Origin of the sequence: Sphingobium sp. Cam5-1, assembly GCF_015693305.1 — a bacterium.
Taxonomy (GTDB): Bacteria; Pseudomonadota; Alphaproteobacteria; order Sphingomonadales; family Sphingomonadaceae; genus Sphingobium.
The window spans coordinates 2,551,533-2,576,663 of record NZ_CP065138.1; the positions used below are offsets into that span (position 1 = coordinate 2,551,533).

The window sequence follows — 25,131 nt, forward strand, 5'->3', positions numbered from 1 at the left end:
TGGTTCAGAACGGATCGCGCGCGCCGGTCAGCCAGCCGCCATCCATGACGTAGGTGCTGCCATGGACATAATCGGCCTCGTCGCTGCCCAGGAAAGCGGCAAGCTTGGCGATCTCCTGCGGCTGGCACCAGCGGCGGGCGGGCACCTTGGCGATCGCGGCGTCCATGTCCGGCGAATTGTCGCCCATCGCGTTCATCGCCAGCGGCGTCGCCGTCGCGCCCGGACAGATGGCGTTCACCCGGATGCCGAGCGGGCCATATTCAAAACAAAGCTGACGGGTGAGGCCGATGACGGAATGCTTGGACGCGGTATAGGCCGCGCCGCCGCCCGCCGCGCTGAAACCGGACGTGGACGATGTGTTGATGATCGCGCCCTTGCCCTGTTTCAGCATGTGCGGAATGACCGCCTTGCAGGTCAGGAACGGGCCGGTGGAATTCACCGCCATCACCCTTTCCCATTCCTGCAGGCTGGTTTCATGCGCGGTCGCGTGTCCGTCCAGCACACCGGCATTGTTGCAGAGCAGGTCGATGCGGCCCCAGCGCTGCATGACTTCGTCGATGCCGTTCTGCACGCTCGCTTCATTGGTGATGTCCACGAGCAGTGGAAGCGCCATGGACGGGTCGGGCAGCTGGTTGACGGTTTCGGTCGCGCCGGCAAGGTTGACGTCGAACGCCGCCACGCGCGCGCCGCGAGACGCGAATTCGGCAACGAGCGCCCGGCCCATGCCAGACCCTGCGCCAGTTACGATGACAACTTTGTCCTTGTAGCTCATTGAACCCCGCAATTTTTAACAACAGAATGAAAAGGAAGGGCCGGGAGCAGACCCGGCTAGAGATATTTCACATAGACGTCGGTTGTGAGCGCGGAGAGCTGGGGGAAGGGCGCGGCTCTTGCGGCTTTGACGGCATGGTCGATGGCGGCATCGACCTCTTGATCGACGGCATCGAGCTGCGCGCTGTCCAGCATGGAATAGTCGCGCACATGGTTGCGGAAGTTGGTGAGGCAGTCGCGGTTGGCGCGCATATGCGCCTTTTCCTCCGGCGTGCGGTAGGTATCGGGATCGCCGCTATAATGACCATAATAGCGCGGCACATGGATGTGCAGCATGGTGGGGCCGCCGCCTGAGCGCGCCCGTGCTACCGCTTCCCCGGCGGCGGCATAGACGCTGAACAGGTCAGTGCCGTCCGCCTCTATCGCCGGAATGTCATAGCTTTCGGCGCGGCGGCTGAAGCTGCCCGCCGAGACATGTTCGTTGGCGGTCGCTTCGCCAAAGCCATTATCCTCGATCGCGAAGATGATCGGCAGGTTCCATATCTTGGCGAGGTTGAAGCTTTCCGACATCACCCCTTCATTCATCGCGCCGTCCCCGGCAAAGGCCACCGCGACCTTGCCCGTGCCCAAAATCTTGGCCGACAGTGCGGCGCCGACGGTGATCGGCGCGCCCGCCGCGACGATGCCGTTCGCGCCCAGCATGCCCTTGCGCAGGTCGGCGATGTGCATCGATCCGCCCTTGCCGCCGCAGGTGCCGGTCGCGCGGGCGAACAGTTCCGCCATCATTCCGTCAATGTCGCAGCCCTTGGCGATGCAATGGCCATGGCCGCGATGGGTGGAGGAGATATAGTCGTCATCCTGCAAGTGCAGGCAAATGCCCACCGCCGACGCTTCTTCCCCCGCATAGAGATGGGTGTTGCCCGGAATGTCGCCGGTCCCCATCTCCTGCATGATCCGTTCCTCGAACACCCGGATCGTGCGCATCGACCGATACGCATCCACCAGACGTTCATGCGGTAACTGCATCCCCGACATCATTCCTGCCCCTTGGTAAGGCCTCACCGCGCTGGCCCCGACGGAAAAGGTGCAAGGCCATATGCTGTTCAATGCTGGCGATGATGGTCCCGCGACAGGGCATCCAGGTCAAATCTTGTTTGGCGATTTGAGCACATAAGGAAAATTTATCGGCAACGGGCGCAAGCTGATCACCATGGCCGTGCAGGCGAACCGCCAAGCGATGCGGAGATGGTGGTATTCAAGCAGCCGGGAGTGCGAATTTTCAAATTGAATATTCCAGCATCGCCCCGGAGAATGGCGGCCACTTTTGATGTTGCGCGCCGTCCCTATCACGGCAGCAGGCGGCAAGACAGTCGGGGGATTTATGGCAGGAAACAGCGCGAGTGCAGATATGGGGAAAGGCCCCGTGCCGCCGGAGGGGCGGATGAGTCGCTTCGCCTTGTCGATGAGTTGGTGGACGCTTTGCTCCGCCGTCTTCTACCTCTATCTTGCCCCGGCGCTGGCTTTGTCGTTCGGGACCGTCAACGCCATCATCGGCATGCTGCTGTCAGTGCTGTGCTATGCCGTCATCGGCCGGGTCTATACCCGCCGTGCGATCCGCACCGGCATGTCGGTTGAAATGATCTCTACCGCCATGTTCGGCAAGCGCGGCGCGGTTCTTTTCGCCTTCGTCCTTTCGCTGACGGGCCTTTATTACGGCGTTTTCGAAGGGTCGATCCTGGCCGCGATCGTCCCACGGGTGTTCCCGCAGATCAGCTATGTCGGGGCATCGGCGATCGTGGCCGCGATGACCATCCCTTTCATCTGGTCGGGCAAGATACTCAACCATATCGAACGGGCGAATTTCATCCTGCTACCCCTGTATCTCGTGGGCATCGTGGCGCTGTTCTACCTTGCTGGCACCGATTATGGCTGGTCGGACAAATGGCTGCATGTCGGACCCGCCGCGCCATCGCCCTTCGGGTGGTGGAACTGTTTCGTGGCCTATATGGGCGTGTGGGTGTTGCTGGTCATCATGTCCGACTTCGCCTGTTTCGGGCGGAAGGAGGATGAGGGATTCCACGCGCTCATGACGTTCGGCGCGCCTTTCTACATCGTTACATTTCTGGTGAACGGCCTGATCGGCATTTTCCTGGTCGGAACGGTGCAGGTGTCTCAACTGAGCGAGACGGCAGTGGTGGATGCGAGCCTGGCCGTGCTGGGCGCGGCAACCGGTTTCGCGTTCATCCTGGCGACCCAGTTGCGCATCAACCTCGCCAACTTCTACGTGGCGACGCTGAACATGAATGTCGTGGTCGAAGGGCTGACTGGCAGGCGCTTTCCCAATTTCCTGTTCGTCCTGATGATGTGCGCCATCGCCTTTGTCCTGATGGCGACGGGGAGCGTGTTCAAATATATGCTGGTTTCGCTTCAGTTCATGGGGATCATCCTGTGTTCGTGGATCGGCGTGACGCTGTTTGCGGGGACGCGGGACAGCCGCCCTGTGGAGGATGCCCCGGCCTGGCGTGCGGGGCCGACGGCATCCTGGCTGCTGGCGGCCGCAGGTGGCGCCGCCATCAGCTTTGCGCCAGAGCCGCTTTCCAGCTTCGCCGCGCCCCTTTCCTTCGTCGCGGCGGTCGTCCTGTATGCGCTGCTGTGCGGCCGGGAACGGGCCGATGAGGCAGGCGCCAGAGGCGAGACGGCCTGATTAATTAGAGGACGTCAGCCCTTTGGGCGGCGCGTCGCCCGATCCGCGCATCATGGAAATCCGGTGCTCGAGCCTGTTCGCCAGCGAATAGCGGACAGGCTCCCGCCGCGCGATCTTTCGCCAGGTATTGTAGCTGATCCCGAAGATTTCGCCGAGGGATTCGTCGGTCTTCTTGAAGCTGACCGTTTCCATGAAGTTGACCATGTCGGAATCGACGATCTTGAACCGCCGGTTCCTGTTGGGACCGGGATGTGGGAACATCATACTCTCCAAACTTGCGGGTTTAAAACAAGCCAGCAGATCGACTGCGCGCGATGGTCAACTTGTGGGTGTGCTCAGCAATCCGCCGCCGAGCGCGCTGAACCGTCCCGCCTGAAAGAAGCGGTAATAGAGCGCGAGCAAAAGCCCGCCTGCAAAGGCGCCGAAGATAAGGGCGAACAGCGGTCTGCCGCTCGCCGTGTCGCCGCCAAAGACGATCCCGAACCGCTGATACGCCATCACGGTGATGAAGCTCATGCCCAAAAGCGCGACGGCAGGCGCGACATAGGCCTGCCAGATGCTGACCGAATGGGGGCGCCCTTCGCGCACGAACCAGAGGATCACGGCAAGGCTGACGAGCGCCATCAGTGTCATCAGGCCGATGAGCCCGACGCCCATTAGCTGGCTGTAGAGCAGTTCCGAGCTGTTCTTGAGCGTCGACATGAAAAGAAGAGGGCCGCCAATGAGGATCGCGACCAGAACGGACGCACGATAGGGCGAATTATGCCTTGGGTGGACGGCGGCGAGATAGCGCGGAAGAGCATGGTCCGCGGCCAGGGTGTGGAAGTAGCGCGTCGTCACATTGTGGACGGATATGCCCGCTGCGAACTGGGATATGACGACGACGACGCTTGTGATCTGGCTGAAGACGGGGGCGATGGTGTGGCCGATCGCCTTGGGAAACATCGCGGTCGGGTCCGCCTTGGCGGCGGCGACCGCGCCTTCGCCGAACGCGATCAGCAAACAATATGCCGAAAGGGCGTGCAGCACTCCGATGAATATGACCGCACCAAAGGTCGCACGCGGGATCGTCTTTTCAGGATTGCGGACCTCATCGCGGAATACGGCCGTAGCCTCGAACCCCGTGAACATGAGCACGCAGAAGGCCAGCGTGACAGGGACATTGCCCTGGAGAAAGGCGGTCGGCGTGAAGACGTCGAGCGGCAGCGCCTTGAACCCCGTCTTGAACAAGGTGACCGCGTCGAACAGCAATATGAGCGCCACCTCTAGAACCATCGCGACGGACAGGACGCGGGCGGACAGTTCAATGTGAAAATATCCGAGGATCGACGTGATCAGCCAGCCGGCGATCGCCGACCAGATCCATGGCGTGTTCGGCCCCCCAAATGTTTCGATCATGTGCGACGCCAGCACGCCGAACACGGCATAGCCACCGATCAGCAGCAGATAATAGGACGCCGTGGTGAGGAAGGCGCCCGCTAGGCCGACGACCCTGCCCAACCCTGCGGTGACGTAGGTATAGAAGGCGCCCGGTCGCGGAATGAGCCTGGCCATGGCAACGAAGCCGACCGAAAAGGTCAGGATCAGAAGCATCGTGAGCAGCAGGGCGGCCACTGACCCCCTGCCGCCATAAACGAATGTGAGGGGGACAAATCCCGTTACGACAGCGATCGGAGCCGCGAAGGCGAGGACGGTGAGCATCAGCGACAGCGCGCTCATATTCCCATGCAACCGGGCTTCAAGCGGCTTCGATATTCCAAATGTTTGCTCTGACTCCACCTGACTTTCCCTCCCGCGTCGTAAAAATTCCTGACACCGTAATTGATGTGTCATTCAACTGGAGCATGAGGGCCATGCTGGCCCCGCACGGGCTTGGTTCAGCAGCAACGTTATTTGCCGCAAGTGCGAGGGGCGGTCGGCTGGGTCTGCCTCCATCACGGAAGCTTATGTTACGACGAAATGGGGGAGCAAATTATCTTTCGCGATGATGTACTATAAGATCAGCCTATCGCGTCTGGGCCTTGGTGATATGATTTCCCGCGCGCCTTGATAGGGCGCCTCGGCCCGGCCGGGTCATTGGATTTCGTGGGACAGCGTTCGGCGATTTTCTGTCAAAAGCGCTGTAAAATCAGTCGCTCGTTTGGCGCTTTTAGCGTCCAAAAATGGTGCCCAGAAGAGGACTCGAACCTCCACGACCTTGCGATCGCCAGCACCTGAAGCTGGTGCGTCTACCAATTCCGCCATCTGGGCACGGGGTAGGACGGCGCGATTAGCCGTTGGTCCTCACACTGTCAATTCCGCGACGGCATTATTTTTCTTCCTTTCTGGTTTTCTGCGCGTCAGCGTCTATTGCATCAGGCAGGACGCATTGATCGCCAGTGGAGACAGCCGATAGCCCCCTTCCAAGCCGCGCCGCTCGCGCTGTTCGCCCGTCCCGATGGGGTCCGGCTCGCCTACCGGCATCGCGCGGGTGCGGGGCCGACGATCGTCTTTCTGCCGGGCTACATGTCCGACATGGAAGGTGGCAAGGCGGTGGCGATCGACGCCTGGGCGGCGGAGACGGGCAGGGCGATGTTGCGGCTCGACTATGGCGGCAACGGCGCCAGCGAAGGCCGTTTTGAGGATGGAACGCTCGCCAGTTGGCGCGACGACGCGCTGCTGTTGATCGATGCCCTGACGGAAGGGCCGTTGCTGCTGGTGGGGTCGTCCATGGGGGGCTGGATTGCCTTGCTGATCGCGCTGGCTCGCCCTGACCGCGTTGTCGGGCTGGTCGGCATCGCGGCCGCGCCGGATTTCACCGAATGGGGCTTTAGTGACGCGGACAAGGCTTTGCTGGCCACCCAGGGGCGGCTGACCGAACCTACGCCCTATGGCGATCAACCGTTGGTGACGACGCTTGCCTTCTGGCAGTCGGGCCAGGCGCTGCGCCTGTTGAACGGTCCCATCGCCATCGATTGCCCCGTGCGGCTGCTCCAAGGGCAGGAGGACCGCGACGTGCCCTGGCAGACCGCGCTGCGGCTGGCCCAGCGCCTGCATTCATATGATGTGCAGACGCTGCTGATTAAGGATGGCGATCATCGCCTGTCGCGCGATGGCGACATTGCATTGCTGATCCACACTCTCGGCAGTCTTTTGGACAATCTTTGATGAGCTTTCTCCTCCCGCTGCTGCTTTTGACGCCGCAAGCCTATGATCCGGAAATTGAGGCGGTGATGAACCGGCCCAAGAAGGAGGCGCAGGCGCCCGTACCAAGCCCCGCTGCTGACGGTCGCATTCCCGTTCCGGAAAAATATGCCAAGCCCTTCCAGGCCTGTCTCGACGAGGCGCTTCAATCGCCCGAGCAAGGCGTCGCGTTCGCGCAGAAATGGCGGTTGGAAGGGGGCAGCTTCTACGCGCGCCATTGCATGGGTTTCGCTTATGCCCGTGCGGAGCGGTGGGCACCCGCGATTGTGTCTTTTGAACAAGCCGCTGATGAGGCTGAGCGCAGCGGCGAAATGGCGCAGGGCGCGCGCTTATGGGCGCAGGCTGGCAATGCCGCGCTGGCGGCGGGCGATCCCGCCAAGGCGCGCACCAGCTTCGACGCGGCATTGGCGCGTGGCCTGCCCGATGGCGTGGAAAAAGGCGAAACGCATCTCGATCGCGCCCGCGCCCTCGTTGCGCTGGGCGAAGTCAAGGAAGCGCGCGATTCGCTTGATGTGGCTCTGGCGCAGGTGCCGCAGGACCCGCTGGCGTGGCTCCTCTCGGCCACGCTCGCTCGCCGCGCGGGGGAGTTGAAGCTGGCGCAGGCGCATATTGCGCGGGCCGTGCAGCTCTCTCCCGATGACGCGTCGGTGGCTTTGGAGGAGGGCAATATCGCTATCCTGACCGATCATGCCGACATCGCCCGATCGGCCTGGCAAAGAGCAGTCAAGCTCGCGCCGCAATCGCCCGCAGGCAAGGCGGCCGCCGATAATCTTACCCGGCTGCCGCCCGCCTGAACCCGCCTATTTAAGGTAGAAGTCGACGGTCGTGACCACGCGAACCTTCTTGTAGGGCGTGTCGCTTGACCCGTCCGCCTCTCCATCGCGTGGATCGATGGAAAAATAGCCTTGGGTCGCGCTTTTGATGCCGCCGACGCTAGCGCCGCTGTCGCGCGCGAATTGCTCGGCGGCGGCGCGGGCATCGCGGGTCGCGGCGGCCACCATGGGCGGCTTGACGTCGTTGAGCTTTGTGAAGCTGTAACGCATGCCGGAGCCTTCCTGGAGCGTGACGCCCCGACGGACCAGATCGAACTGCTGCGCGACTGCTCGCTGCGCGCGCGCGATGTCGGTCGTGCGCAACAACATGCGCTGCGTGATAGTGATCGTGTTGACGCCGTTATTGATATATTGGTTCACCCCCGCGCCCGTGGGGGTCAGCGCCTCCGGCTTGAAGCCGAGACTTGCGAAATAGGCCTTGAGCTCTCGCGTATTATTGTCGATCTCTGCGCGCACGGCGGGCAGGTCGAAACCGGTTGCGGCATAGCTGATCGACCAGGTCGCAAGGTCAGCCGTGACATTGCGTTCCGCCAGGCCCCTCACTGTGACCGACCGATCCGCAGCTTTCGCGCGCTTCAGCCCGTCGCCCAGCAGATAGCCGCCACTGACCAAGCCTAGAGCCAGCAGCCCGGCACAGCCCAGCAGCACCTTGTCGCGATACTCGATTGCCATTCGCGTCTCCTCTTCCATCCATGCCTGCGCCGCCCTATCTTGGGACCATTCCTGCCATTGCCGAGATGAACCGTTGCTTGATAGCGACGAACGGAGCGACCGCTTGACCAAATATCTGCATACGATGATCCGCGTGACTGACATTGACCGCACGGTCGCCTTCTTCAAGCTGTTGGGGCTTGAGGAGCAGAAACGCTTCGACAATGAAAATGGGCGCTACACGCTCGTCTTTCTCGCCGCGCCGGGGGACGAGGATGCTCAGGTGGAGTTGACCTACAATTGGCCGTCAGAAGATGGCAAGCCGACGGAAAGCTATGGCGAGGGCCGGAATTTCGGCCATCTCGCCTATCGGGTCGATAATATCTATGACGTGTGCCAGCGGCTGACGGATGCAGGGGTCACCATCAACCGCCCCCCGCGTGACGGGCACATGGCCTTTGTCCGCACGCCTGACAATATCTCGATCGAGTTGTTGCAGGATGGCTATCTCGATCCTGCCGAACCTTGGGCGTCGATGCCCAATACCGGCGTCTGGTAAGCCCATGTTGAGCGTTGTCCGAATCCCGGTGCTGTCCGATAATTATGTCTGGCTGCTGCACGATGACGCCAGTAGCGAGACCGTTGTGGTCGACCCTGCGGTGGCGGACCCTGTGCTGGCGGCGGCGGCCGAGCGGGGCTGGACCATCAGCCAGATCTGGAACACGCACTGGCATGGCGATCATGTGGGCGGCAACGCGGAGATCAAGGCGGCGACCGGCTGCCGGATCACCGGGCCGAGCGCAGAGGCGACCAAGATCGGCACGCTCGACCGCCAGGTGGGGGAAGGGGATGAGGTCCGCATCGGCGGTCATGTCGCCACGGTGATGGAGGTGCCCGCCCACACGGCTGGTCACATCGCCTATCATCTGGCCGCCGATCGCATCATCTTCGTCGGCGACACGTTGTTCGCCATGGGCTGCGGACGGTTGTTTGAAGGGACGGCGGATCAGATGTTCGCCAACATGACCCGCCTCGCGGCGCTGCCGGACGATACGACGGTCTATTGCGCCCATGAATATACGCAGGGCAATGGCCGTTTTGGCCTGACCGTAGAACCGGACAATGAAGCGCTTGCCACTCGCATGGTGCAGGTCGATGCCGCTCGCGCACGCGGCGAGGCCACCGTGCCCACGACCATAGGGCTGGAGCGCGCGACCAACATCTTCATGCGCGCGAGCGATGCGGATGAGCTGGCCCGCCGCCGCACGGCCAAGGATACCGCCTGACGGTTCGGGCGTTACGCTGTCGTCTCCTTTTGTGGAGACATGTGCAGGAGGATTGCCATGCGTGCATCGATATGTCTGGTGCCACTGATGCTGGCAGCGTGCGCAGGCGGTAGCGAGCCCCCGCGCCTTACGGAGAAGCAAGCGGCCCGGCTTGAGGCTGCATTGGAGGGCAAAGTTGCGGGCGAGCCGGTCAGTTGCGTCAGCCGCTATCCCGGCGCCAGCCTCACCGCAGTCAGTGAGAGCGTGTTGCTGTACCGGGTCAGCGGTCGGCTCATCTATCGCAACGACCTGATCGGCAGTTGCACCGGGTTGGGGCGGGGCGACACCCTCATCATCAAGCCGACAGGTTCGCAATATTGTCGCGGTGACATTGCGCGGAGTGCCGATCTGGTCACCGGGTCGGTTACCGGCGGTTGCGCGCTGGGATCTTTCACCCCCTATCGCACCCCCGGCCGCTGACGGTCAGCCCTTGTAGAGCGCGTCCAGCCGCTCCTGATAGCGCGCCTTGATGACGTGGCGGCGGATTTTCATCGATGGCGTCATTTCGCCATTTTCGATGGTGAAAGATTCGTCGGCCAGAATGATGCGCCGGACCCGTTCGGTGACGGACAATTCCTCGTTCACCCGATCGACCGCCGCCCTTAATGCTGCCTGATAGGCGGCGTTGGATGCGGTGTCGTTCGCGTCAAGGCCGTGCGCCGCCGCCCATTCGCGCGTCCATTCGGCATCGGGCACCAGCAGCCCGACCAGATGTGGTCGCCGGTCGCCATAGACCATGGCCTGGCCGATTTCCGGCTGTAGCGTCAACATGCCTTCGACCTTCTGTGGCGAAACATTGTCGCCCTTGTCATTGACGATCAGGTCCTTCTTGCGGTCGGTGATGCGGATGCGGCCCTTGGCATCGATCTCGCCAATGTCGCCGGTGTGCAGCCAGCCGTCCTTCAGCGCCTTTTCGGTTTCGGCGGCATTGCGCCAATAGCCCTGCATCACCAGTTCGCCGCGCACCAAAATCTCGCCATCCTCGGCGATCCTGACCTCGACCCCATCAAGCGGCGGGCCGACCGTGTCCATGGCGATGCCCGCGCTCGGTCGGTTGCAGCTGACGACCGGTCCCGCCTCGGTCTGGCCATATCCCTGCAACAGCGTCAGCCCCATGGCGTCGAAGAACAGGCCGACATCCGGATTGAGCGGCGCGCCACCCGACACCAGCGCCTTCATCCGCCCGCCAAAGCGCTTTGCGATCTTGGGCTTCAGCGTCCGGTTGAGCAGCAGCTTCATCGGCAGGTCGGCGATCGATATATTACCGTTCTGCTCCTTCGCGGCGATCCGCAACGCCTGCGTCAGCAGCCAGGCGGGGAACTTGCCCTGCTTCTCGATCGACTTGATGATCCGGGCTCGCAGCACTTCGAACAGGCGGGGCACGACGACCATGATCGTCGGGCGCGTTTCCTCTATGTTGCTGGCGAGCTTTTCCAGCCCCTCCGCATAATAGATTTGCCCACCCAGCATGATCGGCAGGAATTGCCCGCCGCTATGTTCATAGGCGTGGCTGAGCGGCAGGAAGGACAGGAAGACTTCATCCCCCCAGCCGAAATCCTCTGCTACCAGCCTGCCCGCACCTTCGATATTGCACAGGATCGCGCCGTGATGTTGCATGACGCCGCGTGGCGCTCCGCCGGTTCCGCTGGTGTAGATGATGCACGCGAGGTCGGTGCGCTCGGCGGTCTGTTCGGCGGCGCAGGCGTCGGGATCGGCTATGCGGGACGCGACCATATCGGCCCACAGATGGCAGGACAGATCGCCCTGCGCGCCCCGTAGCGGTTCCATGCCGATGATGAAACTCGCCTGCGATCGCAATACGGCGGGCATCAGCGTCTGCGCCAGCTTGGCCGTCGATACGATCACCGCCCTCGCGCCGCTATCAGTCAGGATATGCTGATGATCGCGCGTGGTGTTGGTGGTGTAGGTCGGGACCGTCACGCATCCCGCCGCCATGATGGCAAGGTCGGCGATGCAGAATTCGGGGCGGTTCTCACTCACCAGCATGACCGGGTCGCCGGGCTTCAGCCCCTGCGCCTTGAGCGCGGCGGCTAGGCCCGCGACCTGCAACGCCACCTCGGTCCAGCTGAGCGATTGCCAACCGCCAGCCGTCTTGCGCCACAGGAAAGGGAGGTCGCCCATTTCCTTTGCGCGGGCAAAGAACATGGTCACCAGATTGGGATACTGTTCAATCGCCCGCAAAGCAGCGCAACTCCTTGATTCAAGAGCGCGTCCGATGCGCGCATCCGCTCCGTGCCGATGCTATAGCCGCGCCTTGCCGTAGCGGTCACGCATTTTTCAGTCGAACAGCCCGTCCTGCAATCCGGCGGGCGGATTAAGCCCCAGATGCTTCCATCCCGGCCCGTTCAGGCAGCGGCCCCGCGCCGTGCGAGCGATCAGGCCGAGTTGGATCAGATAGGGTTCGATCACTTCTTCGATCGTGTCGCGCGGTTCCGACAAGCCTGCCGCCAGTGTTTCCACGCCCACCGGCCCCCCCGATAGATGTCGGCGATCATCATCAAATAACGGCGGTCCATCAGGTCGAGGCCCAGCTGATCGACCTCCAACCGGCTGAGCGCCGCGTCCGCCGCCTTGGCGTCCACTGCTTCGACCCCCGCGACATTGGCGAAATCGCGCACCCGCCGCAGCAACCGCCCGGCGATGCGGGGCGTTCCGCGCGACCGCCGCGCAATCTCGATCGCCCCGTCGGACGTGATGCCCAGGTCCAGCAACCGCGCCGCACGCCGCACCACCAGTTCCAGTTCCTCGACCGTGTAGAATTGCAGCCGCACCGGAATGCCGAAGCGATCACGCAGCGGCGTCGTCAGCAGCCCCTGCCGTGTCGTCGCGCCGACCAAAGTAAAGCGCGGCAGATCGATCCGCACCGACCGGGCCGACGGACCCTCGCCGATCATCAGATCGAGCGCGCGGTCTTCCATCGCGGGATAAAGCACCTCTTCCACCGCCGGATTGAGCCGGTGAATCTCGTCCACGAAAAGGACGTCGCCTTCGTCCAGATTGGTGAGAAGAGCCGCCAGATCTCCGGATTTGGCGATCACAGGCCCCGACGTTGCGCGGAAGCCGACGCCCATTTCCTTCGCCACGATCTGCGCCAGAGTCGTCTTGCCAAGACCCGGCGGGCCAAAGAACAGCACATGGTCCAGCGCGTCGCCACGCTGCTTTGCCGCCTCGATAAAGACCCGCAAATTGCCGCGCGCCGCCTCTTGCCCGATAAACTCCGTCAGCGATTTGGGCCGCAGGGCGGCGTCCACATCCTCTGCCCGGCGCGTGGAGGCGATCAACCGTTCCTCGCTCACTTGGCCGCCTTCCGCAGCGCCAGCCGCACGAGCGCATCCAGAGTCGCGCTATCGCCCAACTCTTCCTCCGCAGCGGCAACCGCGCTACTCGCCTCGGCAGGCTTGAAGCCGAGATTTTGCAGGGCGGAAATCGCGTCTGCTCCAAGCCCTCCGGCCATGACGGGCGCGATGCCCGCGCCCGGCACGCCGCCAGCGCCCGGCGCCGCGCCGATCTTGTCCTTCAACTCATTGACGATCCGCAGCGCCAGCTTCGGCCCGACGCCATTGGCGCGCGCCACCATCGCCTTGTCCCCGGTCGCCACCGCGCGATGCAGTTCGGCCGGTTCGAGCGCCGACAAGATCGCCAGCGCCACGCGCGATCCCACGCCCTGCACGCTGATCAGCAAGCGGAACCAGTCGCGTTCCTCCCCACGTGCAAAGCCGACCAGCCGGATCGAATCCTCCGACACCAGCATTTCGGTATGCACCGTCACCGCTTCGCCTACCGGCCCCAGCGCCGACAAGGTGCGCGACGATGCGCCAACGAGATAGCCCACGCCCCCCACGTCGATGATCGCATGGTCAGTGCCCGTGCTGTCCAGCCGCCCTTTGAGTTTCGCGATCATGCCCCGCACCCTTTGGTCATGATCTGTTCTTTACAGCCTCTCAAGGATAGCGCCAGTCAAAAGCGCGCCTGCGTTGGCACCAATTCCCCCGCCGGACGTAGTGCAGCCGATCCCTAGTCTATCAGGAACTCATTGATGTCGATGCAAGCGCCCTCGCTTTCACCCCAGGACTTCGCCTGTCCCGCCATCCGCCTCTCCGGTCCCGTCGATCAGTCCATGTATCTGTATTTCAAGGACGCGCTGGCGGCGGCGCCGTCCGACGGGTTGGTGGTGACGGAAATTTCGACGCTTGGCGGCGACCCGGAAATCGCGCGGATGATGGGCGAGGATATCCGCTTCCATTCAGAACTCAGCGCCGCGCGGCGGCTGGTGTTTCTGGGAAAGACTGCCGTCTATTCGGCGGGCGCGACCTTCATGGGCTTTTTCGCCAAGGAAAATCGCTACCTCACGCGTGGCACGCGGATAATGATCCATGAGCGGCTGATCACCAAGGACATCCACCTTCAAGGCCCGCTGTCCACCTGCATCGCACCGCTAAGGGCAGCCCTGAACGAGATAGAGGCGTCGATCGCGATCCAGAATGAAGGATTTTCCAACCTGATCCTGGGCTCCAGCATCTCACTCGATGAAGTGCTGAAGCGGGCACCGGAAAACTGGTATCTCGAAGCGAATGAAGCCGCGACGCTTGGTCTGGTGGAAGCGGTGCTCTGACCGTCGCTTGTCAGGCTCGTCATTTTGCGGCTTTCTGGGCGGATGAAGTCCCTTTCCTCCCACTCCCCGGTTTTCCCCTGGCGTTACGGCATGTTCCTGGTGCTTCTGGCGACCGCCCTGCCGTTCGGTTGGGTGATGCCCTGGCATCAGGCGGTGATGGCCGGGTTCGATTGTGCCTCTCTTGCCTTCATTGCTGTGGCCGCACCGCTTCTGAAAGCCGACCCCGACCGCATGCGCCGGACCGCGCAGGAAAATGATGCCAATCGCCGCCTGATGCTGCTCTTGACCGGCATCGTGTCACTGGTGGTGCTGGTCGCGGTGGGCGTGGCCGTCAGCCAGCATGGTGGCCCCAACGCAGCGGCCATCGCGCTGTTGCTGGTGACGCTGGCGCTTGCCTGGCTCTTTTCCAATCTCGTCTATGCGATGCATTATGCGCATCTCTTCTACCTGACCGATCCGCGCGGGAAGGATCAGCAGGGCCTCGACTTCCCCGGTACGAAGGAGCCGGGATACAGCGATTTTCTCTATTTCGCCTTCACCCTCGGCATGACCTTTCAGACGTCCGATGTCACGGTGACCGGCACATCCATGCGTCAGGTGGTGACCGCGCATTGCCTCGCGGCGTTCCTGTTCAACCTTGGCATTCTGGCTTTCACGATCAATGTGCTGGGCGGCGCCTGAAGCGGCTTCACGGCTTGCTTACCATTTCCCGGCATAAGCCGGGCATGTCTTCCGCTATCGATCCTTGTCCGCCCTCTGCCGTCAGCCATGGCGTAGGCTTCGCCGGACTGGCCGGTCTCGCCCTTTGGGCGGTGGTGGCGCGGCATTATGGGATGAACGGCCCCAATGCGGGTTTCGCGGCGGTGATCGCCTGCGGGCTGCCGATGATTTTGTGGTCGCTGCTGGTGGACAAGGTTCATCGCAATCCATCGACCGGTATCGACTGGCAGGCACCTCCCCGGCCATGGCGCGCCGTCCTCGACATCAGCCTCGTCAAGATCGCTGGCCTCTGGGCGACATGGATGGCGATCGCGATCTTCTACTGTCTTGCCCGCTGGTATTGGAGCGGAAATTATCATTATTCCATGAACCTGTTCATGGACGCGGTCCCTTGGCTTGTACTGTTCTCCGTTCCTTATGTCGTCTGGCTGGACCGTCGATTGGTCGAACCCCGCGACGCCACCCATGCCTTTGGGCAATGGGTCATTGGCGGAGCAGCGGGCGCGCCGGACATGGCGCAGGTCGCCAACCATGCCCGCGCATGGGCGGTCAAAGGCTTTTTCCTAGCCTTCATGCTCTCCATCGTGCCGGGCAATTTTGCCAGCGTGGTGGACTGGCGGTTGGATCATGCCTTCGCCAATCCGGTGAACCTTGCCGCCTTCCTGATCGCGGTCATGTTCATGATCGATGTCTGCATGGCGACGGTCGGCTATCTGCTGACGATGAAACCGCTCGATTCCCACATACGCTCGGCCAATCCGTTGCTGACAGGTTGGGTGGCGGCGCTGATCTGCTACCCGCCCTTCGTGCTGATGGGGTCAGGGGGACCGCTCGACTACCATGTGGGCGGCGCGGAATGGGACGTCTGGACGCAGGGACATACGACCTTGCAATGGATATTGGGCAGCTGGCTCGTCCTGCTAACCGCCATCTATGCCTGGGCGACGGTGGTGTTCGGCATCCGCTTTTCCAACCTCACCCATCGCGGTATCCTGACCCACGGGCCGTATCGCTGGACGCGGCACCCCGCTTATCTGTCGAAGAACCTCTTCTGGTGGTTTTCGGCGCTGCCCTTCCTCACGGTCTCGGGAAGCCTCACCGACATGGTGCGCAATTGCGCGATGCTGGCGGCGACCAACGCTGTCTATTATTGGCGCGCCCGGACGGAAGAGGCGCACCTTTCCACTGATCCCGCCTATCGCGACTATAGCGAATGGATGGAGCGCAACGCGCCCGTCCCCCGTCTGTTCGCCTGGGCAACCGGCCGCCGACGCAAGGTTCAGCCGGCCCTGACGCCAGCGGAATAGGTTAGAAGCTTTCTTCGGCGTAGACGCGGGAAAGATCGCCCGCCCACTCGCCATGATAGCGCGCGAGCAGTTCTTCGGCATGGGTCCGCCCAGCCGCTACGATCTCGTCCAGCGGTGCCAGATAGGCGGTTTCATTGTCGCCGATATCGTTCAGCCGTGCCCGCGCTCTCAGCCCGCTGCGGCTGATATCCAGCACCTGCGCCGCAATATCGCGCAGCTTGCGTCCGCCCGGCAGTGGCGCATCCAGCGCCAGCTTCGGCGCCGCGTCGCGCAGCGTCTGCCGGTCCGCCATGGTCCAGTCCTTCACCAGATCCCAGGCCGCATCGAGCGCGCCCTGATCATAGAGAAGGCCAACCCAGAAAGCGGGCAGGGCGGTGATGCGATCGGCGCGTCCGCCATCGGCCCCGCGCATTTCCAGGAAGCTCTTCAACCGCACTTCGGGGAAGGCGGTGGACAGATGATCTTCCCAATCCTTCTCGGTCGGCTTCTCACCGGGCAGAATGGAAAGCTTGCCGTCCAGGAAGTCGCGGAAGCTGAGGCCCGCGGCGTCGATATAGCGGCCGTCGCGATAAACGAAGTACATCGGCACATCGAGCGCATAGTCGGCGTACCGCTCATAGCCAAAGCCATCCTCGAACACGAAGGGCAGCATGCCCGTGCGATGTGGATCGGTGTCCGACCAGATATGGCTGCGATAGGACAGGAAGCCGTTGGGCTTGCCTTCGGTGAAGGGCGAATTGGCGAACAGCGCGGTTGCCAGCGGTTGCAGGGCCAGGCCGACGCGGAACTTCTGCACCATGTCCGCCTCGCTGCCATAGTCGAGGTTCGTCTGGATGGTGCAGGTTCGCAGCATCATGTCGAGGCCCATCGACCCCACGCGGGGCATGTGCCGCAGCATGATGTCATAACGCCCCTTGGGCATCACCGGCAGTTCGTCGCGTGTCTTGTCGGGCCACATGCCCAGGCCTAGGAACCCCAGGCCCAGCATGTCGCCGACATATTTGACCTGTTCCAGATGCCGCTGCGTTTCCGCGCAGGTCTGGTGCAGATTTTCCAGCGGCGCACCGGACAGTTCCAGCTGACCCGCCGGTTCCAGGCTGACCGTTCCATCGGCGCCGGACAGGGCGATGATGTTGTCACCCTCGAACACCGGGCTCCAGCCATAGCGCGTCAGGCCGATCAGCAGCGTGTGGATGCCGCCCTGCTCGCTGTAGGACGGCGCATGATGGTCCGCCCTGGAATAGACGAACTTCTCATGCTCGGTGCCGATACGCCAGCGATCCTTGGGCTTGGCGCCCTTGGAAAAGGCCACGATCAGCTGGTCGCGGCTTTCGATGACGGGATCGATTCCCCCTGAGTCGGTTCTCGTGCTCATGCCCCGCCTTAGCCTGTCCCCCTTGCGCGTCAATCGACAGCGCGCGGGCGACAAATAGGTTGCGTCCACCGGGGCTGCAATCCCATTTCGGATTGCAACTGGAACAGCTATTCTATCGCCAGTCGCCGTTCACCGTCATCCAGGCCGACGTCGCGGCGATCGCAGCCGTTTCCGCGCGCAGGATGCGAGGGCCAAGGGACACGGGCACGGCCTTCGCCACAGCGCGGATCGCCTCCCGCTCTGCCGGGTCAAAGCCGCCCTCCGGCCCAATCAGGAACGCCGCTGGCCCCTGATGCGCGCGCAGCGTTTCGCTCAAAGGCTCGCCGCCGCTTTCATCGGCGAAGAACAGCCAGCGATCCTCCGGCCAGTCGCGCAGCAACGCGTCCAGCTTCACCATGCCGCTTAGGTCAGGCAGCGCGGTGCGGCCGCATTGTTCGGCTGCCTCGACCAGATGTGCGTGCAGCCGGTCGAGATTGAGCTTGTCCACCACCGCCCGGCGGGTCAGCACCGGCTGCAACTTGGCGACACCCAGTTCGCAGGCTTTTTCCGCGATCAGGTCGATGCGGCCTTTCTTGATCGGCGCGCAGCATAGCCAGAAATCGGGCACCTGCTCCGGTGCCTTGGTCTGGCTGACGCATTCCAGCACCAGATCGCGCTTGCGCATGTCCCGCACCCGCGCGGCCCATTCGCCGGACCTGCCATCGAACAGCAGGACGATGTCACCGGGCTTCACCCGCATCACGCTGATCAGATAATGGGCCGGGTTGCCATCGACCGGCACGGCGACGCCTTCGCCCAGCTGCGTTTCGACATGCAGGCGCGGCGCGCTCTGCGGCGGCCATGCAGGGGTTGCGGTCATTTCGCCTCTTCCGTTCGCCCTGTTTGACTGAGCCACTTGTCTCAGCCAAATGTCGAAGGGCTTTCTTTGCTCTTTAGAGAAGAAAGGGGCTTCGACAAGCTCAGCCCGAACGGAGAAAAGGTGAGTCAGACCATAGTCCCCGATACCGAGGCCCGCGGCCTGCTCGCGCGCTTGCCCGCGACGCCCCGCGCGCTCGCGCTACTGGCTCGGCTCGATCGTCCGATCGGATGGTGGCTGCTCTTCTGGCCGGGGGCCTGGGCCGTGGTTTTGGCGGGCGGGGCAGGGGAGCGCTGGCCGCTCATCCTCTGGCTGTTGCTCGGCAGCATCGCGATGCGGGGCGCGGGTTGCGTGTTCAACGACATCGTCGATCGCGATCTCGATCGGAAAGTCGCTCGCACCGCGGCCCGCCCGCTCGCCAGTGGCGCGCTCGGACTGAAGACAGCATGGGCGTGGCTCATCTTGCTTTGCCTCGTTGGGCTGGCCGTCCTGCTGCAAATGCGCCCTTATGCGCAGATCGTGTCGCTCGGCAGTCTCGCGCTCGTCGCCGCCTATCCCTTCATGAAGCGGATCACCGGCTGGCCGCAGCTTTGGCTTGGCCTTGTTTTCTCCTGGGCGGCGCTGGTCGGCTGGAGCGAGGTTGCAGGGGCGCTTACTCTGCCGGGGCTGCTTCTTTACGCAGGCACCATCTTCTGGGTCGTGGGTTATGATACCATCTATGCATTGCAGGACCGGGAGGATGATGCGTTGATCGGTATCGGGTCGAGCGCCTTGTCGATGGGCCGCCATGTGCGCGGCGGCGTAACGCTCTGCTACCTGGTTGCACTTTCCCTCTGGGCCGCCGCCCTTTGGCAGGTGCGACCACAATGGCTTGCTTTCGCCGCCTTGCTGCCGATGGCGGTTCATCTTTTCTGGCAGGTGGGAACGCTGAAGGAAGATGGAGCCGATCCCCTCACCAAGTTCCGTTCCAACCGTTTCGCGGGGTTACTGATGTTCCTTGCCTGCCTCGTCGTGGGGAGTGCATGATCATGCCGCAAGAGGGTGAGGATTGCTGGCGCATCGCCCGCGCCGCCAAGGCCAGCGTCATCATCGATGCGGAAGCCTATTTCCGCCACGCCCGCGCCGCCATGCTCAAGGCGAAGCGCCGGATCATGCTCATCGGCTGGGATTTTGACGCCGCCATCAGCCTGATCCGCGAGGACGAAGCCAAGGATGAAGCGCCCCTCATCATCGCCGACTTCATCAGCTGGCTTGTCGCGCAGAAGCCTGACCTCGAAATCTTCCTTCTGCGTTGGGATGTGGGCGCGATGAAGTCGATGGTGCAGCCCGCCAACCTCTTTACCACCGTCAAATGGATGGCGCACAAGCGCATACAGGTGAAGCTGGACAGCCATCACCCGCCCGGGGCTTCCCACCATCAGAAGATCGTTGTGATCGATGATTGTTTTGCCTTTTGCGGCGGTATCGACATGACCAGCGATCGGTGGGACACACGCCATCATCGCGATGAGGACCCCGGCCGTCACCACCCGGACGGTTCCGCCTATGGGCCATGGCATGATGCGACCACCGCCTTACAGGGAGATGTCGCGATGGTGTTGGGGGATCATGCCCGCGCCCGTTGGAAGGGGGCCGGCGGCGGCGATCTGGAGCCGATCTCCGGCGAGCATGATTGCTGGCCCGACGCGCTGCCGGTGCAGTTCGAAAATGTCGATATAGCCATTTCCCGCTCCGCGCCGGAAATGGAAGACCAGCAGCCGTTGCAAGAGATTGAGCGGCTCTATCTGAACCAGATCGCATCGGCGAAGCGGACCATCTACGCCGAAAGCCAGTATTTCGCGTCCCGCCGCATTGCGGAGGCAATCGCCGCGCGGCTGGGTGAGTCCGATGGGCCGGAAATCGTCATCATCAACCCGGAACAAGCCGATGGCTGGTTGGAACAGCAGGCCATGGACACTGCCCGCGCTCGCTTGGTCGAAGCCCTGCGCGCCCGTGACGCCTATGGCAAGCTGCGCATCTACCATCCTTTCACGGTGCGCGGTGAGCCGATCTACGTCCATGCCAAGATCTTGATCGTCGATGACCGGACCTTGCGCGTGGGCTCGTCCAACATGAATAACCGCTCGATGCGGCTCGATACCGAGTGCGATGTGACGATCGACGGGGCACTGCCTGCCAATGCCGGACATGAAGCGACCATCTTGGGCATCCGTGACGACCTGATCGCCGAACATCTGGACCTGCCCGTGGAGCGGGTGGCCGCCGTGATCGCCGAGCGCGGGCTGATCGCCGCGATTGAGCAGCTGCGCGACAAGCCCGGCCGAACCCTGCGGCCCTATGTGACGCCCAATCTCAACGACGTGCAGGCGTGGCTGGCCGACAATGAAGTGCTGGACCCCGAAGGGCCTGAGGAGATGTTCGAGCCGGTTGCGGACCGCAGCCTGTTCCGCCGCATGCGCAAGAAACGCTGAGGCGCCGCCGCTTACCTATTCGGCCGCCAGCAACGCTTCCGCGCCGCCCAGATTGACGGAAACGAGGCGGCTTACCCCCCGCTCCACCATCGTCACGCCGAACAGCCGGTGCATGCGCGCCATCGTCACCGCATTATGGCTGACGATCAGGTAGCGCGTATCCGTCTGCCCCACCATCACGTCGAGCAGGTCGCAGAAACGCTCCACATTGGCATCGTCCAGCGGCGCGTCGACCTCATCCAGCACGCAGATCGGCGCCGGGTTGGTCAGGAACAGGCCAAAGATCAGCGCGACGGCGGTTAGCGCCTGCTCCCCGCCGGAAAGCAATGTCAGCGCGGCCAGCTTCTTGCCCGGCGGCTGCGCCATGATTTCCAGCCCCGCCTCCAGCGGATCGTCGCTATCGATCAGTTCCAGATGCGCCTGCCCGCCGTTGAACAATGTCGTGAAAAGCCGCCGGAAATGCCCATCGACCGCCTCGAACGCCGCCAGCAGCCGCTGCCGTCCTTCGCGATTGAGACTGCCGATTGACCCGCGCAGCCGGTTGATCGCCTGGGCAAGTTCCTCGCTCTCAGCCCGGCTCGCCGCCTGCGTTGCCTCCAACTCCTCCAATTCCTGTGCGGCCACCAGATTGACTGGCCCGATCCGCTCGCGCTCGGCGGCAAGGCGGTCATGTTCACCCTGCTCGCTCTGCGCGATCCGGATGTCGGCACTGGCAAAGCCCAGTTTCTCGGGTAGCACCGGGGGCGGGCATTCAAAGCGTTCCCCCGACAAGCGGTTGGTCTCGACGCGCTTTTCTTCCGCTGCCTCGGCTCGCGCGGCGGCAGTCGCTCGCCGCTCACGTGCCTGCGCCAGCGCCTCGCCCGTCTGTGCGGCCCGTTCCTCGGCGACGCGCAGCGCCGCCTCGGCCTCGCTCTCCGCTCGGCGCGCCGCTTCCGCTGCGTCGGCCAGCCCTGCACCCTGCTCGGACAGGGCAGCGATTGCCGTCGCCAGCGTGTCGGGTTGTTGCGCCAGTCCATCGCGCTCGGACGCGATCGCCTCGCCGCGCTCCACCATGGCGGCGATCCGCTTCGCCGCCTCGCCCGCGCGTGCGCGCCAGCCCTTGGCTTCCGCGTCGGCGGCAGCCATGCGTTCTCGATCGCTTGCCAAAGCCCGGTCAGCCAAGGCCTGATCCGCCTGCAACTGGCTGACCGCCATGCGCGCCTTTTCGCTCGCTTGCGAAAGCGACGCCACCAGCGCGCGCGTTCCTGCGCCGTCCGGCACCGCCGCGCGGGCCGCGTCCACCTTGTCATGCTCGGCCCGGGCAGCGCCCAGATCAGCGCGTGCTTCGGCCAGTCTCTCCTCGATTGCCTCCCGCCGCCCGGAAAGCCGATCCAGCGCCGTGGCCGCTTCATCGGCAGCACGAAGCGCCGCGCGTAACCGCTGGTCGGCCGCGCCAAGCTGCGTCCTCGCAGCTCCCAGTGCCTCGGCCGCCGCCCGTTCTTCACCAGCCGCGCTATCCTGCGCCGCGCGTGCCGCCTCGACCTCAGCATCCGCCGCCGGTCGCGCCGCAGCAATCGCCTCCAGCCGATTGAGCCGGATCAGCCGCTCCGCCGCCGCCGCGCCGCCCTCGGCCGCGACATAGCCGTCCCAGCGCCGCAGCTGACCGTCCCTGGTCACTAGCCGCTGTCCCACCGCCAGCGTCTGTCCATCATCCGTCTCGGCGACCGCGACCTGCGCCAATCGCCGCGCCAGTTCCGCCGGTGCGCGCACATGATCTGCCAGGGAAGCGCATCCAGCGGGCAGGACCGGATCGCTCTCCAGCGTCGCCGCCCCAGTCCAACGCCGCGTGCCCTGCGCGCCGACCGGCGCCTCCAGATCATCGCCCAGCGCGGCGGCCAGCGCCCGCTCAAAGCCCGGCGCGGCCTTCAACTGATCCAGTGCCCGTTCGCGCCCGCTTCCGCTCTCGACCGCCCGCTTGAGCGCCGCCGCCTCGCTATCCAGCGCCGCCAGTCCCGCCCGTGCGGAGGATAGCGCCGCTTCGGCCGCCGCGCGCGCATCGGCCGCCGCCTGCCGCGCCGTTTCCGCCTGCCCGATCGCCGCCTCGGCCGCATCGCGATCCAATCCAGCCGTTGCCTGTGCCGCCAGCGCCTCGCTGCGCTTCGCCTCCAGCGGCGCTGCATCGGGCAGGGCGCCCGCTTCCGCCTCCAGCCGCGCCGCCTCACGCTCCGCTCGTTCCAGACGGCTTCGCGCCGCCGCCAACGCCGCCTCGGCCACACGCAGTTCGGCCTGCTCGCCCGCCTGTCGCGCCATCGCCTTGGCGAGGTCCAGCTCGGCATCCCGCGCCGCATCCTCCGCCCGCGCGATCCGCCCGGCGAAATCGGGCCGCATCGTCTCGGTGTCGGCGATCCGTTTCTTCAATACGGAAATCTCGGCCGTAAGCCGGGCAATCGCCTCCGCCGCGTCGTTGGCGAGCGTGCCCTCACGCGCCCGGTCCTCTTCCAGCCGTTCCGCCTGCTGCGCCAGATCATGCAGACGCCGCACCACGCCATCGCGCTCAGTCCTGAGCGCGGCGAGCCGATGCCCCGCCTCATTGGCCTCGTCTCGCGCGGCCTGTGCCGCCACCCGCCGCCGGGCGAGCGCATCCACTGCCGCATTGGCATGAACCGCCGCCGCCGCCTGAGCCTCCTGCGCGGCGCTGACGGCGCCCTCCGCCTCCACCGCTTCCTTACGCGCGGCATCGGCGCTCGCCGCCGCCTCGCGCCAACGGGCGAAGATCACGCGCCCTTCGGCGACCCTGATCTGCTCGGACAGCTTGATATAACGCTCGGCCGCCTTGGCCTGCCGCCGCAGGCTACTGGCTCGCGCTTCCATGTCGGTCAGTATCTCGTCCAGCCGCACCAGATTGGCCTCGGCTGCGCGCAGCTTCTGCTCGGCATCCTTGCGCCGGACATGCAGGCCCGAAATCCCGGCCGCTTCCTCCAGCATAGCGCGTCGTTCCTGCGGTCGCGCGGCGATGACGGCGGCGATCCGCCCCTGGCTCACCAGCGCCGGGCTGTGCGGCCCCGTCGCAGCGTCGGCGAAGATCAGTGAGATGTCCTTCGCTCGCACGTCGCGGCCATTGGCCCTGTAGGCGCTGCCCGCCCCGCGCTCGATGCGGCGAGTGACTTCCAGTTCGCCGTCCGCGCCCACTTCGACCGCGTTGAACAGCTCGCCCTGTTCCTGCACCGTTTGCAGCGATACCTCGGCAAAGTCGCGCTGCGGCCGGGTGGATGTGCCGGCGAAGATCACATCTTCCATGCCGCCGCCGCGCATCGACTTGGCGCTGGATTCGCCCATCACCCAGCGGATTGCTTCCAGCAGATTGGACTTGCCGCAGCCATTTGGCCCGACAATCCCGGTTAGGCCGGGCTCGATGCGCAGCTCCGTTGGATCGACGAAGCTTTTGAAACCCGAAAGCTTGAGGCGCTTTATCTGCATGGCCAGCCGTCGGGCCAATTGCCGGGCCAATTGCCGGGACAGCGCGGTGCTGCCCCGCCTTCAGCGGGCAAACTCATCGCAAATGTCCGCCCCCCTTGAGTCAATCAGATACCCGCTTCCTTGAGCTTGGGCTGCAAAGTCGCCCAGGTTGCGACATTGTCGATCTTCACATCATTCAGGATGAAGGTCGGCGTGCCTTCGATCTTATATTGATTGTTCGCCGCCTCGACGCCCTTGGCCAGCTTTTCGGCGGCGGCGGTATCGGCCAGGCACTGCTTGGCCTTATCCTCGGCAATCCCACGTTGCTTGGCGAAGTCGATCAGCCCCACGGCGGCGGCCAGATTGCCGAAACGCTGCGCAGGCGGTGCGCTCATCAACGCCTGATATTTGGCGTCGCCCAGCGACTGCGCCTTTTCGAACATCGCATTCTGGTTGGCGAAGAATTGCTCGCTCAGCGGATAGAAGACGTCTTTACCGCCGCAACGGGCCAGCAGCGACGTGGAAATATCGATCGGATCACGCACGAAGTTGCGGAACTCGAAGCTCATCTTTCCGGTGTCCACGATCTTGCGAATCTCCTCCGAAGCCTCCGCCGAAAAATCGCGGCAATGGCTGCAGGTATAGGACCCATATTCGATCAGCTTCACCTTCGCCTGCGGGTTGCCCATGACGAAACCGCCTTCGGGCGTTTGGGTCACTGTGCCGGACCAGCTGGTCCCGGCAGGGGCAGCAACAGCAGCGACCGGTTCCGCGGACGAGTTGCTGGCCGCGTCCTTTTTCCCGCAGGCGGAAAGGGACAGCGAGAGGGCGATAAGGGCAAGTCCGGTAATGGCTTTCACTGTGTGC

Annotated in this window: 22 protein-coding genes, 1 tRNA gene and 1 pseudogene; 11 read left to right on the plus strand and 13 right to left on the minus strand. The window is 63.8% G+C overall.

Features of this window, described 5'->3' with window-relative positions:
• Nucleotides 1–4: 4 nt before the first annotated feature.
• Both IZV00_RS12700 and IZV00_RS12705 read right to left on the minus strand, forming a co-directional pair.
• Nucleotides 5–772 carry an SDR family NAD(P)-dependent oxidoreductase gene (locus IZV00_RS12700; protein WP_196224971.1) on the minus strand — a complete coding sequence of 256 codons (768 nt, stop codon included), beginning with the start codon at nt 770–772 and terminating at the stop codon, nt 5–7.
• A gap of 56 nt (nt 773–828) precedes the next feature.
• A complete protein-coding gene (locus IZV00_RS12705) occupies nt 829–1,797 on the minus strand; it encodes a thiamine pyrophosphate-dependent dehydrogenase E1 component subunit alpha (RefSeq protein ID WP_230463215.1) in 969 nt (322 codons plus the stop codon).
• A gap of 415 nt (nt 1,798–2,212) precedes the next feature.
• Here IZV00_RS12705 and IZV00_RS12710 point away from each other — a divergent pair, with 415 nt between their 5' ends.
• Nucleotides 2,213–3,475, plus strand: a complete 1,263-nt coding sequence (locus IZV00_RS12710; protein WP_196224972.1) for an allantoin permease — start codon at nt 2,213–2,215, stop codon at nt 3,473–3,475.
• On the opposite strand, the gene IZV00_RS12715 is transcribed toward IZV00_RS12710, so the two are convergent.
• The 3 genes from IZV00_RS12715 to IZV00_RS12725 all read right to left on the minus strand — a co-directional run bounded on the left by IZV00_RS12715 (nt 3,476) and on the right by IZV00_RS12725 (nt 5,725).
• Nucleotides 3,476–3,739, minus strand: coding sequence for a hypothetical protein (locus IZV00_RS12715; RefSeq protein WP_230463216.1), 264 nt, complete (start codon nt 3,737–3,739; stop codon nt 3,476–3,478).
• Between the two features lie 54 nt (nt 3,740–3,793).
• A complete protein-coding gene (locus IZV00_RS12720; RefSeq protein ID WP_196224973.1) occupies nt 3,794–5,194 on the minus strand; it encodes an APC family permease in 1,401 nt (466 codons plus the stop codon).
• Nucleotides 5,195–5,638: 444 nt separating this feature from the next.
• Nucleotides 5,639–5,725: transfer RNA gene (locus IZV00_RS12725), tRNA-Leu, on the minus strand.
• Between the two features lie 141 nt (nt 5,726–5,866).
• Here IZV00_RS12725 and IZV00_RS12730 point away from each other — a divergent pair.
• Both IZV00_RS12730 and IZV00_RS12735 read left to right on the plus strand, forming a co-directional pair.
• Nucleotides 5,867–6,622 carry an alpha/beta fold hydrolase gene (locus IZV00_RS12730; RefSeq protein WP_196226655.1) on the plus strand — a complete coding sequence of 252 codons (756 nt, stop codon included), beginning with the start codon at nt 5,867–5,869 and terminating at the stop codon, nt 6,620–6,622.
• Nucleotides 6,622–7,452 carry a tetratricopeptide repeat protein gene (locus IZV00_RS12735; protein ID WP_196224974.1) on the plus strand — a complete coding sequence of 277 codons (831 nt, stop codon included), beginning with the start codon at nt 6,622–6,624 and terminating at the stop codon, nt 7,450–7,452. The genes IZV00_RS12730 and IZV00_RS12735 overlap by 1 nt, the downstream gene beginning before the upstream one ends.
• A 6-nt stretch (nt 7,453–7,458) precedes the next feature.
• Here IZV00_RS12735 and IZV00_RS12740 read toward each other — a convergent pair whose 3' ends face one another.
• Nucleotides 7,459–8,163, minus strand: coding sequence for an SIMPL domain-containing protein (locus IZV00_RS12740; protein ID WP_196224975.1), 705 nt, complete (start codon nt 8,161–8,163; stop codon nt 7,459–7,461).
• A gap of 103 nt (nt 8,164–8,266) precedes the next feature.
• Here IZV00_RS12740 and IZV00_RS12745 point away from each other — a divergent pair, with 103 nt between their 5' ends.
• Genes IZV00_RS12745 through IZV00_RS12755 form a run of 3 tightly spaced genes read left to right on the plus strand, consistent with a single transcriptional unit; the run spans nt 8,267 to nt 9,887 of the window.
• Complete coding sequence (locus tag IZV00_RS12745) at nt 8,267–8,701, plus strand: VOC family protein (protein WP_196224976.1); 435 nt, start codon at nt 8,267–8,269, stop codon at nt 8,699–8,701.
• A 4-nt stretch (nt 8,702–8,705) separates the two neighbouring features.
• Nucleotides 8,706–9,428 carry a hydroxyacylglutathione hydrolase gene (gene gloB, locus IZV00_RS12750; RefSeq protein ID WP_196224977.1) on the plus strand — a complete coding sequence of 241 codons (723 nt, stop codon included), beginning with the start codon at nt 8,706–8,708 and terminating at the stop codon, nt 9,426–9,428.
• A 57-nt stretch (nt 9,429–9,485) separates the two neighbouring features.
• On the plus strand, nt 9,486–9,887 hold the full coding sequence (locus IZV00_RS12755) for a hypothetical protein (RefSeq protein WP_196224978.1): 402 nt from the start codon (nt 9,486–9,488) through the stop codon (nt 9,885–9,887).
• A gap of 3 nt (nt 9,888–9,890) precedes the next feature.
• Here IZV00_RS12755 and IZV00_RS12760 read toward each other — a convergent pair whose 3' ends face one another.
• The 3 genes and pseudogenes from IZV00_RS12760 to ruvA all read right to left on the minus strand — a co-directional run bounded on the left by IZV00_RS12760 (nt 9,891) and on the right by ruvA (nt 13,389).
• Nucleotides 9,891–11,633 carry an AMP-dependent synthetase/ligase gene (locus tag IZV00_RS12760; protein ID WP_196226656.1) on the minus strand — a complete coding sequence of 581 codons (1,743 nt, stop codon included), beginning with the start codon at nt 11,631–11,633 and terminating at the stop codon, nt 9,891–9,893.
• A 132-nt stretch (nt 11,634–11,765) separates the two neighbouring features.
• Nucleotides 11,766–12,784, minus strand: a pseudogene (gene ruvB, locus IZV00_RS12765) (Holliday junction branch migration DNA helicase RuvB).
• The gene (ruvA, locus tag IZV00_RS12770; RefSeq protein ID WP_196224979.1) at nt 12,781–13,389 is read right to left on the minus strand and encodes a Holliday junction branch migration protein RuvA; all 609 of its coding nucleotides are present in this window, start codon (nt 13,387–13,389) and stop codon (nt 12,781–12,783) included. Before ruvA ends, ruvB begins: the two are co-directional and overlap by 4 nt.
• 135 nt (nt 13,390–13,524) lie before the next feature.
• Here ruvA and IZV00_RS12775 point away from each other — a divergent pair, with 135 nt between their 5' ends.
• From IZV00_RS12775 to IZV00_RS12785, 3 genes are read left to right on the plus strand one after another with little or no spacing between them, the layout of a single operon-like run.
• Nucleotides 13,525–14,100: a peptidase S14 gene (locus IZV00_RS12775; RefSeq protein ID WP_196224980.1), complete on the plus strand. Its 576-nt coding sequence runs from the start codon at nt 13,525–13,527 to the stop codon at nt 14,098–14,100.
• A 42-nt stretch (nt 14,101–14,142) separates the two neighbouring features.
• On the plus strand, nt 14,143–14,781 hold the full coding sequence (locus IZV00_RS12780) for a DUF1345 domain-containing protein (RefSeq protein WP_196224981.1): 639 nt from the start codon (nt 14,143–14,145) through the stop codon (nt 14,779–14,781).
• Between the two features lie 44 nt (nt 14,782–14,825).
• On the plus strand, nt 14,826–16,127 hold the full coding sequence (locus IZV00_RS12785) for a methyltransferase family protein (protein ID WP_196224982.1): 1,302 nt from the start codon (nt 14,826–14,828) through the stop codon (nt 16,125–16,127).
• A 1-nt stretch (nt 16,128) separates the two neighbouring features.
• On the opposite strand, the gene IZV00_RS12790 is transcribed toward IZV00_RS12785, so the two are convergent.
• Both IZV00_RS12790 and IZV00_RS12795 read right to left on the minus strand, forming a co-directional pair.
• Entirely contained in the window at nt 16,129–17,502 is a 1,374-nt protein-coding gene (locus tag IZV00_RS12790; RefSeq protein WP_196224983.1) for a glutamate--cysteine ligase, read from the minus strand.
• Between the two features lie 112 nt (nt 17,503–17,614).
• Nucleotides 17,615–18,361 (minus strand): 16S rRNA (uracil(1498)-N(3))-methyltransferase, encoded by a 747-nt coding sequence (locus tag IZV00_RS12795; RefSeq protein WP_196224984.1) that lies wholly within the window; start codon nt 18,359–18,361, stop codon nt 17,615–17,617.
• Between the two features lie 120 nt (nt 18,362–18,481).
• On the opposite strand from IZV00_RS12795, the gene ubiA reads away from it, so the two are divergent.
• Together ubiA and IZV00_RS12805 are read left to right on the plus strand one after the other, a co-directional pair.
• Nucleotides 18,482–19,384 carry a 4-hydroxybenzoate octaprenyltransferase gene (gene ubiA, locus IZV00_RS12800; RefSeq protein ID WP_196224985.1) on the plus strand — a complete coding sequence of 301 codons (903 nt, stop codon included), beginning with the start codon at nt 18,482–18,484 and terminating at the stop codon, nt 19,382–19,384.
• A complete protein-coding gene (locus IZV00_RS12805) occupies nt 19,381–20,829 on the plus strand; it encodes a phospholipase D-like domain-containing protein (RefSeq protein WP_196224986.1) in 1,449 nt (482 codons plus the stop codon). The genes ubiA and IZV00_RS12805 overlap by 4 nt, the downstream gene beginning before the upstream one ends.
• A gap of 15 nt (nt 20,830–20,844) precedes the next feature.
• Here IZV00_RS12805 and smc read toward each other — a convergent pair whose 3' ends face one another.
• Together smc and IZV00_RS12815 are read right to left on the minus strand one after the other, a co-directional pair.
• Entirely contained in the window at nt 20,845–24,285 is a 3,441-nt protein-coding gene (smc, locus tag IZV00_RS12810) for a chromosome segregation protein SMC (RefSeq protein WP_196224987.1), read from the minus strand.
• A gap of 104 nt (nt 24,286–24,389) precedes the next feature.
• Nucleotides 24,390–25,124: a thioredoxin domain-containing protein gene (locus tag IZV00_RS12815; RefSeq protein ID WP_196224988.1), complete on the minus strand. Its 735-nt coding sequence runs from the start codon at nt 25,122–25,124 to the stop codon at nt 24,390–24,392.
• Between the last annotated feature and the right edge of the window lie 7 nt (nt 25,125–25,131).

Bases quoted from the DNA above. Each gene is read 5' to 3' on its own strand.
- IZV00_RS12700 (WP_196224971.1), bottom strand. From the start codon at position 772: ATGAGCTACAAGGACAAAGTTGTCATCGTAACTGGCGCAGGGTCTGGC.
- IZV00_RS12705 (WP_230463215.1), bottom strand. From the start codon at position 1,797: ATGCAGTTACCGCATGAACGTCTGGTGGATGCGTATCGGTCGATGCGC.
- IZV00_RS12710 (WP_196224972.1), top strand. From the start codon at position 2,213: ATGAGTCGCTTCGCCTTGTCGATGAGTTGGTGGACGCTTTGCTCCGCC.
- IZV00_RS12715 (WP_230463216.1), bottom strand. From the start codon at position 3,739: ATGATGTTCCCACATCCCGGTCCCAACAGGAACCGGCGGTTCAAGATC.
- IZV00_RS12720 (WP_196224973.1), bottom strand. From the start codon at position 5,194: ATGAGCGCGCTGTCGCTGATGCTCACCGTCCTCGCCTTCGCGGCTCCG.
- IZV00_RS12735 (WP_196224974.1), top strand. From the start codon at position 6,622: ATGAGCTTTCTCCTCCCGCTGCTGCTTTTGACGCCGCAAGCCTATGAT.
- IZV00_RS12740 (WP_196224975.1), bottom strand. From the start codon at position 8,163: ATGGCAATCGAGTATCGCGACAAGGTGCTGCTGGGCTGTGCCGGGCTG.
- gloB (WP_196224977.1), top strand. From the start codon at position 8,706: ATGTTGAGCGTTGTCCGAATCCCGGTGCTGTCCGATAATTATGTCTGG.
- IZV00_RS12755 (WP_196224978.1), top strand. From the start codon at position 9,486: ATGCGTGCATCGATATGTCTGGTGCCACTGATGCTGGCAGCGTGCGCA.
- IZV00_RS12760 (WP_196226656.1), bottom strand. From the start codon at position 11,633: ATGTTCTTTGCCCGCGCAAAGGAAATGGGCGACCTCCCTTTCCTGTGG.
- ruvA (WP_196224979.1), bottom strand. From the start codon at position 13,389: ATGATCGCGAAACTCAAAGGGCGGCTGGACAGCACGGGCACTGACCAT.
- IZV00_RS12775 (WP_196224980.1), top strand. From the start codon at position 13,525: ATGTCGATGCAAGCGCCCTCGCTTTCACCCCAGGACTTCGCCTGTCCC.
- IZV00_RS12780 (WP_196224981.1), top strand. From the start codon at position 14,143: ATGAAGTCCCTTTCCTCCCACTCCCCGGTTTTCCCCTGGCGTTACGGC.
- IZV00_RS12785 (WP_196224982.1), top strand. From the start codon at position 14,826: ATGTCTTCCGCTATCGATCCTTGTCCGCCCTCTGCCGTCAGCCATGGC.
- IZV00_RS12790 (WP_196224983.1), bottom strand. From the start codon at position 17,502: ATGAGCACGAGAACCGACTCAGGGGGAATCGATCCCGTCATCGAAAGC.
- IZV00_RS12795 (WP_196224984.1), bottom strand. From the start codon at position 18,361: ATGACCGCAACCCCTGCATGGCCGCCGCAGAGCGCGCCGCGCCTGCAT.
- IZV00_RS12805 (WP_196224986.1), top strand. From the start codon at position 19,381: ATGATCATGCCGCAAGAGGGTGAGGATTGCTGGCGCATCGCCCGCGCC.
- smc (WP_196224987.1), bottom strand. From the start codon at position 24,285: ATGCAGATAAAGCGCCTCAAGCTTTCGGGTTTCAAAAGCTTCGTCGAT.